At 55.0% G+C, this 14,191-nt stretch carries 9 protein-coding genes; 5 read left to right on the top strand and 4 right to left on the bottom strand.

Annotation, left to right across the window (positions count from 1 at the left end):
• Positions 1–11: 11 nt before the first annotated feature.
• Together SH467x_RS03475 and SH467x_RS03470 are read right to left on the bottom strand one after the other, a co-directional pair.
• Entirely contained in the window at positions 12–1,715 is a 1,704-nt protein-coding gene (locus SH467x_RS03475) for an amino acid permease (protein WP_482369901.1), read from the bottom strand.
• Positions 1,716–1,747: 32 nt separating this feature from the next.
• Complete coding sequence (locus tag SH467x_RS03470) at positions 1,748–2,869, bottom strand: serine/threonine-protein kinase (protein ID WP_482369900.1); 1,122 nt, start codon at positions 2,867–2,869, stop codon at positions 1,748–1,750.
• 141 nt (positions 2,870–3,010) lie between these two features.
• Here SH467x_RS03470 and SH467x_RS03465 point away from each other — a divergent pair, with 141 nt between their 5' ends.
• The gene (locus SH467x_RS03465) at positions 3,011–5,578 is read left to right on the top strand and encodes a hypothetical protein (protein ID WP_482369899.1); all 2,568 of its coding nucleotides are present in this window, start codon (positions 3,011–3,013) and stop codon (positions 5,576–5,578) included.
• A gap of 46 nt (positions 5,579–5,624) precedes the next feature.
• Here SH467x_RS03465 and SH467x_RS03460 read toward each other — a convergent pair whose 3' ends face one another.
• Positions 5,625–6,845 carry a hydantoinase/oxoprolinase family protein gene (locus SH467x_RS03460; protein ID WP_482369898.1) on the bottom strand — a complete coding sequence of 407 codons (1,221 nt, stop codon included), beginning with the start codon at positions 6,843–6,845 and terminating at the stop codon, positions 5,625–5,627.
• 141 nt (positions 6,846–6,986) lie between these two features.
• Here SH467x_RS03460 and SH467x_RS03455 point away from each other — a divergent pair, with 141 nt between their 5' ends.
• The gene (locus SH467x_RS03455; RefSeq protein WP_482369897.1) at positions 6,987–8,162 is read left to right on the top strand and encodes an FtsX-like permease family protein; all 1,176 of its coding nucleotides are present in this window, start codon (positions 6,987–6,989) and stop codon (positions 8,160–8,162) included.
• A 56-nt stretch (positions 8,163–8,218) separates the two neighbouring features.
• Here SH467x_RS03455 and SH467x_RS03450 read toward each other — a convergent pair whose 3' ends face one another.
• Positions 8,219–8,782: a transcription termination/antitermination NusG family protein gene (locus SH467x_RS03450; RefSeq protein ID WP_482369896.1), complete on the bottom strand. Its 564-nt coding sequence runs from the start codon at positions 8,780–8,782 to the stop codon at positions 8,219–8,221.
• Between the two features lie 285 nt (positions 8,783–9,067).
• Between SH467x_RS03450 and SH467x_RS03445 the strand changes: the two genes are divergently transcribed.
• The 3 genes from SH467x_RS03445 to SH467x_RS03435 all read left to right on the top strand — a co-directional run bounded on the left by SH467x_RS03445 (position 9,068) and on the right by SH467x_RS03435 (position 14,086).
• On the top strand, positions 9,068–10,171 hold the full coding sequence (locus SH467x_RS03445; protein ID WP_482369895.1) for a hypothetical protein: 1,104 nt from the start codon (positions 9,068–9,070) through the stop codon (positions 10,169–10,171).
• Between the two features lie 174 nt (positions 10,172–10,345).
• Positions 10,346–12,772: a DUF1592 domain-containing protein gene (locus SH467x_RS03440; protein WP_482369894.1), complete on the top strand. Its 2,427-nt coding sequence runs from the start codon at positions 10,346–10,348 to the stop codon at positions 12,770–12,772.
• An 18-nt stretch (positions 12,773–12,790) separates the two neighbouring features.
• Positions 12,791–14,086, top strand: a complete 1,296-nt coding sequence (locus tag SH467x_RS03435) for a DUF1552 domain-containing protein (protein ID WP_482369893.1) — start codon at positions 12,791–12,793, stop codon at positions 14,084–14,086.
• Positions 14,087–14,191 lie beyond the last annotated feature (105 nt).

The following is a 14,191-nucleotide window of genomic DNA, read 5'->3' as shown; positions in this document are numbered from 1 at the left end:
GCTATGAAAATCTACAAACTCCTCCGCAAATGGCTGTTCCAGTATCCGTACAGGAAATAGACCAAGAAACCGATTGAACACCATATCAAAAACAAGAGCCAGTTCTTAGGACCGATTCCAGCGATGAGGTACAGATTGGTCAAAACTCCTAATACAGGAATCAACGACCATCGGTGCAACCAGGTGCCAACCGTAAGCACTACGAAGACCACGTAAAAGACAAGATATGGGATTCGTGATGGATCGCTGGTTGCATCTGTGAACAAAGACTGCGCCAAAGTGCTCCAATGCAACAAGTCCCACACTCGGTGATTCTCAGGCATCGACGGGGTCGAAAACGAATAGACCAAAAACAAGGCTGGCATGATCCAGCGACCATTGATGTAAGGGACTCGGAACGACGACTGCGCGGCCTCCGATGGATCCGCTTCGAGTCTTAGAACCCCTGCCGAAACGAACATGAATGCAAATAAAGTCCCCATGCTACACAAGTCGAGGACGATGTCGGCATTCAGGAATAGCGTTGGCACTGCAACACCTAGACAGGTTACCCATGTTGCAAACGCGGGAGTTCGAAATCGAGGATGGATTTTGGCAAAGCGTTTTGGCAAAAGTCCATCGCGAGCCATGCTCATGAAAATCCGCGGCTGACCGATTTGAAATACGAGAAAGACGCTGGTAATTGCCACGACCGCGCTAATCGAGATGATGCCTGCAAGCCAATGCAGCTCGTACTTCTCAAATACCAACGCGAGTGGGTCTTCCACATTGAGCTCGCTGTAGGAAACCATCCCGGTGAGCACAAAGGACAGGATCACATAGAGCAAGGTGCAAATGCCTAGCGTCAACAAGGTCGCCAGGGGAAGGTCGCGCTTTGCATTGCGACATTCTTCGGCCGTGGTGGAGATTGCATCAAAACCGATGTAGGTGAAAAAGACGGACGAAATACCGGCTAAGACCCCCGTCACCCCATTGGGGGCAAAGGGACTCCAATTCGATGGCTTCACATAAAAGAACCCGACGCCGATGACCAAAAGGACAACGGCCATTTTCAAAAACACCATCGCATTCGCAACCACCTTGGATTCTTGGATTCCGATGAACACCAAAATCGAAACGAGGAAGTTGATAAGCAGTGCGGGTAAGTCGGCGATGATCCGTAGTCCGCCGATTTGCGGCGCGTTGTTCCAGACGGCGAGCAACGCTTGCTGACGCTCCGATGGCTCCGAGGCTTGGGCTGCAAGCGAACAGGAGTAGTAATCGGTAATCATCCAATCCGGCAATTGGATGTGGATGCCTCGAAGAAGATTCACAAAGTAGTCCGACCAAGAAAACGCGATCGTGCTATTGCCTATCGCGTATTCCAGCAACAGGTTCCAGCCGATGAGCCAAGCGCAGATTTCGCCGAAGGTAGCATAGGAGTAGGTGTATGCGCTACCGCTGACCGGGATACGCGAAGCGAATTCGGCGTAGCACAAGGCAGAGAACATGCACGCGACGGCGGTGAGGATGAAGAGTACGCTAACGGCTGGGCCACCGCTCGCAGCGGCTTTTCCGATGGTCGAGAAGATCCCCGCTCCGATGACGGCCGCAATGCCGAAACACGTTAAGTCGAGCAATCCGAGACTTTTGGCGAGCGAATGACCGCTCGAGCTGACATCGGGGGAGCTCTGGAGTGAGGAGAGGGGTTTCCTGCGGAATAATTGAGAAGGCATCTTTGCTTTCAAGGGATTTCAAAACGACCGATTCATTCGGATTCGTCCAGCTCTTTGAGTTCTTCAATCCAAACTCGTATGTCGTTATCGTACTCGCTAGCTAAATCGCTGAGCACCAGTTGCCGATGAAAAGAGGCCGCTCCCTCTTGAAGCAATTCGGCTGCTTCGGCACTCGGGAACCTTCTCGCCGGATCAGGTGAAATGAGGCCGCGACAGAAATTCATCAGAAGAGCGTTGCAACTGACTTCCGGCGGCAACAGCTCGTGCAATCGATTCGGCAGCGATCGCTTTTGCTCTAAAAGAGCTCGATAGGATTCGGTTTCCGAAAAGCAAGGTTGGCCGGAGAGAAGTTCGACCAGTACATATCCGAGCGAGGCCAAGTCACTGCGAGGGGAGACCTGCGCGTTTTCTAGGACCTCCGGAGCGGCGTAGACCGGGGTGCAAGTAAAAATGTTGGGTTGATTGTCCATCGAAAAAGCCGAGCCGATATCGATCAGTTTCGCATGCCCCGTTCGCTTGATCATGATATTGGAGGGTTTGATGTCGCCATGCACAAGGTTTTCGCGATGGAGCGCTGCGAGAGCAGCCAAACAGTCGCGAACGACAGCTACCGCGACACCCGCTTTGAATCGAGCATGGATCGGGCCGGCGGTTGCGATCACGTTGTTGATGTATTCCCAACGCTTGGAAGGCAATCTGCCGCGAATTCGAGACAGTTTTTCGGAGCGGAGCAAATCTTTGAGATCGTATCCGTCGATCCACTCCATAATCAGCAGTCGAATCCGATTGCGGTCGATGAAATCATGAACGCTGAGAACGCCTTCATGCTGAATGCGTGCGACGCACGAAGCGACCTTGCCAATCCGTAACATCGCTTCGTCATAAGCCGACTGCGAGCCATAACGCTCCGGTGAGAAGACTTTCATCGCGACAGGAAGTGCAAAGCCATCTGCACCTCGGCGTTCTGAAAGAAACACGACACCTTGTCCACCGCTGCCGAGCACTCGATCCAATTTGTGATAGCTCATCCACTGCAGACGGCGATCCTCCAGCAAATGCTGATAACGATCGAGCAATTCTGGATTGCAGACTGGAAGGGAATCCCCTCCAATCGTTCTCGAACGGAGGTCTCCCGCGTAGGTGGTGGTTTGCATAAAATCATCCGTGAGAGGAAAAGCCGCTCCGCTGGGTTGGGGAAGCTATCTAATCCTGATGCAATTCGATCCCAACGACAAGAGATTCGGACCCGAGATTCCCGTTTTTGTCCTCCGCGATGCGAAGACAGTGTTTTCACCATGCTCACCGATAGTCGCTTCTTTTCCTGGGTCTTGGTTGTCCTGCTGGCATCGCATTCTATCGGAAGCGGCTTGGTATATGGCATCCAAGGTTATGGGACTCCTTGGCCGGGAAATCACCCCGATCGTATTTTGATCGAGCAAATGTCTTTGGCGGGTTTGCATGAGGTGGCCATCGAAATCTGCCAACGGCGAGGTAGCGATTCGAGTCTGTCGAATTCCTTCAATGAAAAAGCCCATTGGCGAATGCTTTGGATGGAAGCAAGCACCCATCAGCGCATTTCCGATTCTTCCCTTTGGCTAGACAACCCGGTCGTGCTCAGCCGATTCCTGGAAGAAATGGAGCGGGAAGCCGAATGGGAGCGAAAGGGAGAGCGTGGACCCTGGGTTCAATTTCAGTCCGCGCGCTGCCGCTGGCTACTGCTGCGGTCCGCTGTTTCCTCCTATCTCGCCAGCCCTACACGGACCGCACTGTCGGAATGGGCTCTCACCGAGATACGCCGAGCCATCGAGATTCTTGAACGCATCGAGCTGGATGCGGCGTCGATTGCGACCTCCAAGTTTTCGAATCCACAAAAAGGAAGTCCGACGGTCACGGAAGTCAGTTCCTTGATTGCCGAATCCAAGTTGCTGCAATGCGATTTGCTCGTCCTCCGGGCTAGTTTGTACCGGGGTAACGAAGAAGAGCAGTCGGCGGTTGGCACCAGCATGCTCGCGTTGTTGGAGGAAGCTGAGAAGAGAATTGGCATCCAATGGAGCGAGTATCCTAAAATTGAGATCGCTCGCTGTCGCGCTTGGCTCTACTTGCAACAACACTCCAAAGTGGCCGAGACGGTGGAGCGCACCTTGGCGGATTGGGACGCGAAAGGAAGGGGGCAGGCGATAGATCGTTGGAGAGCGACTCTTTGCGCAATTGCATCGGAGTCGCTGCGCAGGACCGGAGATCTTTCACGGGCGAGTCAATGGCTGGAGCGAGGAGGCGGATGGCAGACGGATCCAAGTCTTGCAATTGAGCATTTTGCCATCGAGCTTGCACAGGCCCAGGCAACAGACGCCCAAGCACTTCAGCGGGTACTCGATCTCAAGCGAGACATCTCGGATCGATTTGGCGTGTATTGGTCGAATCGAGCCGACGCATTGCTCATCGCCTCCAATCGTTCTGCGCCGGGTGTCGTGAATCCGCCTCAGATGGCCGGCTCACCGAATGCGGGAAACGCGTCGATCGCCAACGAGTTGATCAAAGCGGAGGTCCGGCAATTGTTGGCTGGAAAGCGATGGGAGCAAGCGATCGATCGATTGCAGCAAGCGGAGTTGGCAAGCTCCGAACAAAAGGACATCGATAGTGCGATGAGCTTTGCGATGCAGATCGCTGCGTTATGGGGACTGCAAGGGGATTCGATGGCTTCGGCCAATGAGTTTTATCGAGCCGCGGTCACGTATCCCGACTCGCAATTGGCAGCCAAATCCGCCATGAATGGGGTCGCGATGATCCAGGGGGGATTGACCAAGCTCTCCCAGGCTACGGATCTCACCAATGCACAGAGACAAGAGCAACGCGAAGATTGGCTTCTGCTGCGAACAGAAATTTGGAAAGAACTGCTTGAGCGATGGCCGGCGTCGGAGCAAGCCTCCACCGCAGCCAACTCGCTTGCGGATTTTTATCTTGGAACCGATCAGATCGATGATTGGTGCGAGCTTTGGGTCGGTCGATGGGAGAAGCTTGCATCCGGAGCAGGGGAATCCGGCTCAGGCGCCAATCGGCTTGCATCGCCGGAGGCCATCCAGTTTGCCGCAAGGCGAGCGCTCGAAGCCCTTCGTGTTTATGCATGGTTGCTTCATGAATCTTGGCTTGACTCCTCTATTGTAACTACTGCGGATGCAAACAAATGGGACCGTTGGATGTCGCGTGCCAGCGGTGCCAATGTAAAAGGCTCCGCACAAGACATGTCGTTGGAATGGGATCGATTGAAGCGATGGCAGAGATCCGCTGGATGGGAATTTACCGATCGGATTGGTGAACTTGCAGATGCACCGAAGTGGCTGGTGTCGTGGGTACCGGCGCAACAGTCTGCCATTCAATTGTGGAACGCCCCCGCGAATAGTTCCGGCAAGACGGAGGAATGGAGGGAATTGACACGTTTGGTAGATGCCATCCGCGACGCCTTGCCTTCGGATCCAGCGAATGATACCGCGCTAATGCGTTCTGTTCGGCGATCGGTAACTTATTGGCAATGTGTGTTGGATCATTATGCTGACCCCTCTGGCGGAGGACTGCAGCGATTGCTTGAGCTCGAAGCGAACAATCCTCGCGATCCCTGGTGGACGTACTATTCAGCGTTGGTTCTATCCCGAGTACCGGACAAGCAAGCGGGAGCGGAGTTGAGGTGGAAACGTTTGGCGACAGCGCTTCCTGCTGGATCGTTCGGTTGGTTGGAATGCCGAGCGCGGCAAGTCCAATTGCTCCGAACAATCGGTCGCACCGAAGATGCCAGTCAGCTCGCTGAGCTGGTGTTGGCTACGACGCCAGGGATGGATGCGTTATGGCGCGGGCGTTTCCAGGCGAAGTGATAAACAAGGGGATGAATTGGAAGGAGACCGCGATTTTTGCGCCGATCTAGGTTCCGTGGATAAGATCGCTTTGCTGGGCTAGCATCGCGACGGCGAATGCGGGGCCGCACCGAGAGATGTCGCCGCTGTATGCTCGCGTCCAATCGATTCGTTCGACGTCCCATTTGAGAAACCGTAAGGCGTCTTCGATCAGGAATCCGCCGTGGCCGCAGACGATTATTTGCTCGGGTTGCTGCGGTGGCGACGGCTTTTGGGGATTTTCGTCCTGCTCCGTCGCAGCGTTGGTAACTCGGCTCTTCTCGTTCTCTTTGGATGTGGACCCTCTGGATTTCTTGGTGGGCGCGGAGAACTGGCTCGCTTCGAATTGGATGATTTGCTGCATCCCTCTTGCGATCAAGGCCACTTGATCCTGTCGTGCTTGGGAGGCAATCGCATCGATATCGCTATCGGCAAGGGTGGATCCATCTTCCCCTACGAGGCGAGCCAATCGATAGCGAGCACCTTCGCGAGTCGCGGGACGACCATCTGCGGTTTCGCTGTCGTCGGGGGCGTCCGGTAGATCTCCCAACCAGAGATGGACATCCCTCGCGCTCGCAAAGCATTCGTTGATTGTCGGGCACCATTTTCCGTAGAGGGGAAGTCGCGGTGAGATGGCGCTCACGTTGGATCGCTCTATACCCGTATAGACCAAGGCTCCGCATTGAAGCCGTTGTGAATCCGTGCAAGCGTCGATAGTCAATCGGCCATTGCGAAGCGGTATCAGATCAGTGGTTGTCGAACCGATATCCACCATCAAACTGTAACGTGGAGGAGTCGACTGACCCACGAAGCGGGCGAGGGCATGCCAGTTGGACGCAGCGACCATCCATGGGTCCCGCGCGGCTTGGGAAACGGTATACCAGTTTCCTTGGACGCCATACACCTTCACCATACTCGCGGGGAGGATGGAGGTTGTTTGTTCCAGGATGCTGGCGACGCCGATGGCTCGAGTGGGGAAACAGTCCGCCAACTCGCCGGTCATCGTGAGGGCTATCCCGGAGAAAGGGGGGGCATCTTCAAGCAATTGCGCAAGGGCAGCCCCCAGGGCATGTGGATGTTTCCAGAGTGGAAACGAAAGGCTTTTAGCCCACTCGCAGGTGTGTGCACCCTTGATATTTGCGCCCCCGATATCGAGACCAATCCAAGGCTCCGGGACCTTGCTCGGACTGGATTGGTCCATTTGCGAGGATTGGGGGAAAGCCAGGTCGGAATCAGAGGAGGATGGCATATTCTAAAGCGAACGATACGAAACGGAGATGCAAGTAGACAGGGAGATGCAAATAGACAAGGAGGGGGGCGAGAAGGTAAAGTCTGGTTGATACTCGACATCCTGCAACGGTACCATCGGAAAAGAATTGAAACAAACGGTATGCGAACGCCTTTGGCTTGGCTGAACACGACCTCGAGTCTTCCGAAGTTGACGCTTGGTGCCTCGGGAATCGGGTTTGCTGTTCTGCTGATGTTCATGCAGATTGGATTTCTCAACGGGTTGTTTGACAGCGCCGTCCAAGTGGTGCGCCTTCTGGATGCGGATCTCATCCTGCTCAGTCCCGCGCGGTATACCGTACCGAGCGAGCAGCGGTTCGATGTGAAGATTTTGGACCGAATTCAACCGAATCCGCGTGTCGAGAGCGTGCATCCTATCTATATCGATCGAGCTGTCTCCGAGATAAGAGTGATGGGATTTGGGGCGCGCTCGATTCGCGCCATTGGTGTTCCAACAGGGGCTCCGATCTTCATCGATCCGACGATGAATGAGAAATGTGCCCTTCTCGTCCAGCCCGACCAGATCTTGGTTGACCGAAAGAGCAAACGAAAATACGGCTTCGAGAAAAGGGACTTGCAGAAGCTTCAGCAGCAAGAGGTTGAGCTATCGGGAAAACAAGCTCGCATGATGGACTGGGTAGAGGTCGGCACCGATTTTGTGTACGACGGCACGATTCTGCTTTCCGAGCGAGGTGTCGCTCATTTTTTTCCGACCCGCAATGGATTCTCGCCTCCCCTATCCGCTGCGGATTTAGGATTGGTCAAGCTGAGGAATCGCGATCGAGCGTCGATCCAAGCGGCGCGCGAGGAGTTGACTCCGTTGGTCGGTCAGGGAGTGCAGATCATGACCAAGAGTGAACTGATTGCGCGCGAGATCGGATTTTGGGCTCGCAACACCCCTATCGGAGCGATCTTTTCTATCGGAACCGTCATGGGGCTCGTGGTAGGTGTCATCATCTGCTACCAAATCCTCTTCACCGATATCAGCGATCATTTGGCGGAGTTCGCAACCCTGAAAGCGATGGGCTATGGTTCCAACTACTTTTTGCGGTTCATCTTAGCGCAATCCTTTTACCTCAGTCTGTTTGGCTTCTTTCCGGGTTGGATCGCCAGTTGGCTCCTTTACTACGGCCTTTCTGAATGGACTGGATTGGTAATGCGATTAACGACCGGACGCATCGCGTTGGTCTTTTTCCTTACCTTTGTGATGTGTACCTTCAGCGGGCTGCTTGCTGTACGCAAGCTTTGGGCAGCCGATCCCGCCTCGTTGTTTCGATAGAGCAGAGGGATTTGTCGGCCGGCTGGATTTGGCTGGCCGGGCGATGCGAGCGCATTTTAAAGAGGCTCGAGCTGGCAATCGTCGAGGGCGACGCTGGCGCCTCGTCCCATGTAGCGGACACCGATCAAGAGGCGTACTTCGTTCTCTCGGCGAAGGATCGTCCCTTCGAATCCTTTGAAGACGCCCGATTTGACGCGAACTTTTTGGCCAGGTTGGAGGCGCACTTCGGGGGCGAGTGGCGCATCGGTGAGGATCAAGTTGCGGATTTGCCGAAGGTCTTCCACCAACTCGTTCGGGTTCGAGACTTCCATCCAACGGCTCACGCTACCGGTGCAAACGGCTCGGTAGCGTTGCTCGTTGTCCCCTCGCATGAATACGTAGTTGGGGAAAAGCGGCTCCAAACTGGTTCGAAGCCGACCTTGGGGCGATCGGTACCGCCTCGCGATCGTCGGGCCAAAGAAGGGGATGTTCTCATCCAGCAGTTGACGCATCAGCTTCTTTTCGAAGCGAGCCAGGGTGTAGAGAGCGAACCACGTCTCGTCGGGGTTGGAATCGACTGGCTCGATGGGTTCTAACAAGTCCAGCGGCCAGATATCAGCTTCAGGCTTCAAAATTGGCATGGCGACGGCCCGCGAATGACAGCGTAAGGACAAGTGAAAACGGAGCGACCTTTTCTTCTTCTTCGGAATCTGATAGTTCCGGACTGCGATCGAACCTCCAAGAATCATACGCATGCTCGAGAAAGGTCAAGTCCGAGTCTGTTAAAGTGCTAGCGATCGCTCCAGATTGGAAAATGCAACCTGATTCGCTGCAGAGGAATCGCCATAATCCCGATAAGTTGACTTACCGGATTTTTCAGACGCAAGGTTCACGACACTTTGTTCCGCTCTCCCCAAGTCCAACCGATGGTCCTACGGCTTTTCCGCTTGGTCTGCTTGGCGTCTTGCGCGATGGTTTGCTCTGTCCCTTCGCTGAAAGGGATGCAGGATCTAGGGTTAGCCGACAGCGACTCACCCACTGCGGGTGAGCAGCCGTATTCTTTTCAGGAACCGTCTGGATGGATCGACTTCCCAGATCGGCGCGAGACCCCGGTGGGGAAGCTTATCAACTTGGAGGACGATTCCAGTATGGAGTCGGTCTATGTGCCGACGGGGCAGGATGATGAGTTGGAGATTCCTTCTGCGGAGCACTTTGGCCAAGCGTGGGAACGGTACCCGGCGAGCAAGATTTTTTTGCCGCGGCTTCGGCATGCTGCTCATCACCGGTATATGGAGTATCGACAGGACGAGAGCACGTTCAGCTACTTGCCTGGTACGGGCGACGAGTTGGGATGGATCGACTTTGAATCAACACCCTATCAATCCAGTGGGCAGCGGAGCGGTATTTCGACCGGGATTGGAATGCATCTTTTGTCCGGTCCTGTCGTCGTAGATGCGCCGCCACGCGTGTACGACTTCAGTTTGGGATACCAACGACGGGATGCGTGGAATGACTTCTGGAGTTACGATGTCGCCGCGAGCGTCGGGGTATTCAGTGATTTCGAGGGGAGTGCTCGGGACGGAGTTCGGTTTCCCGGGCATGCAGTAGGGATGCTCCATGTATCACCTGAGACCGATTGGGTTTTTGGCGTCGATTATTTGGATCGAGGCGATATCAAGATTTTGCCTGTGGTCGGTATTTCCCGCCATTCGGAGCGGCATCCGAGCATGCGGTTCGATCTCGTATTTCCGAGACCCCAAGTCGAGCTAGCGCTTGGGTCGGGGCGGACGTTTTACCTAGCTGGCAGGTTGGGGGGCGGAACCTGGGATGTTGAATTCCCGGACGGCCAGGGGGACCTTTTGACATATCGAGACTATCGCCTGCTCTTTGGATTGCGAAGCCCACATGGCGATGGAGCCAGCAGCATCGAAGTCGGGTATGTTTTCGGTCGGAAAATGGAGTTTCAAACCGCGAGCGGCGTAGCGACTCCAGACGATGCGTTCGTATTGCGATTCGTGACCTTGAGGTAGGGGAAACCGCACCTGCCACCTTCTTCGTCTCAGAGTCTTTAGAGCCTCGCGTACCATTTCGTGTAGAATGGGGATTCCGCCCTCCCACCCTATCCTTCCTGCAGGGGAAGATTCCCACCTAAAATGCTTGGCCCTTCTCTTTCAGGCGGACACCCAGTCTCAGGCGGACACCCAGTGGCTTGGATTGTTCGGATCGTCGCACTGTCGATCACCACGCTGGCGATTTTAAGCGTTCGCTTTTCCATCCCCGCGCGAGCGGACGAACGGTTGACGAGCTTTTTAGCCCAGCACTGCACCGCATGCCATTCATCCGAGTCCCCCGAAGCGGGGCTCGATTTAGAGGGATTGTCCATCGATTTTCATGACGCGGCAGATGCCTTGCGATGGACAAGGATTCTCGATCGGGTTGCAGCGGGGGAGATGCCTCCCAAAGAGGAGGCCAGGCCAAGCGCATCAGAACAAAAGGAATTCGAGTTAGGGCTGTCCGAGCGAATTCGATCGTTTCAAGAGAGAGAGTACGAGCGACTTGGGCGCGTGACTGCCAGGCGGCTTACCCATTTGCAATTGGAGAGGACGCTCCATGATTTGCTTGGCGTGGACATTCCCTTGGCATCCGAGATGCCCGACGAGCCGAAGACGGGTGAGTTTACGACCAGCTCGGCAGGCCAGTCCATGTCCCACTTCCAGTTGGAGAGCCATTTGAAAGTGGTCGATCTGGCGCTCGATGAAGCCTTTCGCCGGCTATCGGACCAGGAGGACGATTACTGGAAGCTGGAGTTTACCCCGCAGGAGTTTACTCGAACGCGAGATCGATGTCGGGAGCCAGAGTGCATCGACGATCAAGCCATCGTGTGGGCTTCGCAGCTGATCTTTTACGGCCGGATACCGGCGACGACAGCCAAGGCGGCAGGGTGGTATCGCATTCGATTTCAAGTCCATTCGGTCAATACACCTGCGAAGCATGGCGTATGGTGTTCGGTTCGGACGGGGCAATGTGTTTCGAGCGCTCCGTTGCTGGGTTGGGCTGGAGCTTTTGAAGCGACCGAGACCCCAAAGGTAGTCGAGTTCATTGCTTGGCTTCCGAAAGGGCATATGTTCGAGATACGCCCCAACGATCGCACCCTTAAGCAAGCGAAGTTTGCGGGAGGGCAAGCGTCTAACGGTGAAGGCGGATCGCAGAATGTTGCGGGGATCGCGTTGGATTGGTTGACGCTCGAGCGAGTCCATCAAGGACCGAGTCAGCAGGAAATCCGCGGACGGCTTCTCCATTCGCTACCCATTGAAATGATGAAGACCGAATCCGAACCGCGATCGAAAAAGGGGAATGGGATTGCCGAACCAGCGGTTGCACTGAAGTCCCCAAACCCAGAATCGCATTTAGCGTCGGCTGTCACAGCCTTTGCGAGGCGAGCGTTTCGCAAGCCTTCCTCGCAGGAGGAGTTGCAGAAGTACATCACCTTTGCGCAGGAGGAATTTCGTCGGACGGACGATTTCGCTCAGTCATTGCGTAGCGGTTATCGTGCAATTCTTTGCTCGCCCCGGTTCCTGTATTTGCTTGAACCTATCGGATCTTTGGACTCTCATTCGCTCGCATCGCGACTTAGTTATTTCCTTTGGAATTCGATGCCAGACGACGAGTTGATGCGAGCTGCGGACGCGGAGGAGTTGCGAACGAAGGAACAAATTCGCCGGCAGGTGGACCGGATGTTGTCCACCTCCCGAGGACGGCGATTTGTACTCGACTTTGCGGATCAATGGTTGGAACTCAATCAAATCGATTTCACCGAACCCGACACGAAACTGCATCCTGACTTTGACATCGTAGTGCAGAGTTCGATGTTGGACGAAACACAGTCGGTATTGTTGGAGGCGATGGCAAAGGATCGATCCATGGCGGATCTCTTGGTGGCCGATGAGACCTTCCTCAACAGCCGGCTTGCTCGTTTCTACAAACTTCCCTTCGATTTGACCGATCAGGTGGAACGGGTTGCATTGAAACCCGATCATCGGCGCATCGGATTGTTAAGCCACGGTTCGATATTGAAAGTAACGGCAAATGGAACAAACACGTCCCCTGTGCTGCGAGGTGTTTGGGTTGCCAATCGTATTCTGGGAGAACAGATACCACCTCCGCCCGAGAATATCCCAGCGATCGAGCCCGATGTTCGAGGCGCGACGACGATTCGCGAGTTGTTGGAAAAGCATCGGAGCGATCCGAGTTGTGCGTCGTGCCATGTGAAGATGGATCCGCCTGGATTTGCATTGGAGAACTTCGACGCCGCCGGTCGTTGGCGCGAGCGTTATCCAGCGTTGATAGAGGGGAAGGTAAAGCCGGGGGCAGCGATCGATCCGAGCTATACGACCGCATCGGGAGAGTCGTTTCGTGATTTACCGGAATTCGCTCGACTGGCCGCCTCGAATCCGCGTAAGTTGGCTCGTAATTTGGCGGAGAAGTTGGTGGTATACGGGACCGGTGCGCCGGTATTGTTTGCGGATCGGGAAGGGTTGGATCGGATTGTCGAGGAGAGCCAAGCGAGTCGGTTCGGCATCCGATCTATTTTGTATTCGGTGGTCGCGAGCGACCTTTTTCTTAGAAACTAAAGCGAGGGAGTTGGTGCAATGAATACCGTGAGAGCAGGCCGGGCCCCATGGGCTGTCCAACGTCCCTTGAGCCGTCGCCGTTTGTTGCGAGGTGCGGGAATCGCGATGACGTTACCTTGGCTTTCGGCGATGGAGCGAGCTTTTGCGAGTTCGCCTTCCGGATCGCCAAAGCGATTTGTCGCCATCACTTTGGGGCTGGGGCTGCACCAAAGCAATTGGAAGCCGGAGGAGGCAGGGTTTGATTACGAGCCTTCTTTGTATCTCAAGAATCTGCAGGACTTGCGACGGGACATGACCATCATTTCCGGTTCCTCGCACCCGGGGGTGGGAGGGGGGCATCGCGCCGAAGCCAGCATCTTGACTGCATCTCCTCAAGGGAGTTCGGGGCGTTCTCGCAATACCATTTCGATCGACCAGCTCATGGCGAAGCATCTTGGCGATTCCACCCGGTTTCCATCGTTGGTCCTTTCGGCCAATGGTAGCGATAGTCCTTGCTATACCGAAAGCGGGGCGATGATCCCTGCCATGAATTCCCCGAGGGGGGTATTTGAGAGGCTTTTCGTCGACGATTCGCCTGCAGCCAGGGCATTGCAGTCCAAGCGGTTGCAGCAGGGGGTATCGATCATGGACTTGGTCGGAGAGGATGCGAAGGATCTGCAGAGAACGTTGGGAACGAGCGATCAAGATCGCTTGGACGCCTTTTTTACGAGCGTCCGGGATTTGGAAAAAAGGATGCAGGAATCCGAGCAGTGGACCAAGCGTCCGAAGCCCAAGGTGGATGCGAAGCCACCGGTCGATATAGGGTCCCCCAACGACGTCATCGCCAAGCAGCGGACGATGTGCGACGTCATCAAGTTGGCGTTGGAAACGGATTCTTCCCGATTCATCACGTTTCACTTGGGTGGCGCCGGGGGAGTGGTCCCTATTCCAGGGGTGGAAGAGGGGTATCACAATTTGAGCCATCACGGGATGGATGAGACCAAGATCGCGCAGCTTGCGATCGTCGAGCAGGCCATTGTCGAGGAGTGGGGGCATTTCCTACGAACCTTGCGGGAAACGCAGGATCAGAGAGGGAGATTGTTGGATAGCACGAGTGTGCTACTCACCTCGAATCTTGGGAACGCGTCGAACCATGACAATCGCAATATGCCCGTGTTGCTCGCCGGCGGAGGATTCCGGCACGGGCAACATTTGGCGTTTGATCAAAAGAAGAATTATCCGCTGCCGAATTTATTCGTGTCGTTGCTACAAAACGTCGGAATGGAAACCGACCAATTCGCAACCAGCACCGGGACGTTGACCGGGCTCGGCTAAGGAGTCGGTCTGATCTCCGTTTCGCGCTCTCTCCCATCCTCCCACTCTGCTCGCTTTTTTCCCACACCGGTGACGGATTTGACGGCTGACCGTCCGCATGTCCCC

It is taken from the genome of Brakhagea slesvicensis, assembly GCF_052161625.1.
Lineage (GTDB): Bacteria > Planctomycetota > Planctomycetia > Pirellulales > Pirellulaceae > JBKCUI01.
Note: the sequence above shows the minus strand (reverse complement) of the source record. Positions and strands in the feature narration are given on the sequence as shown.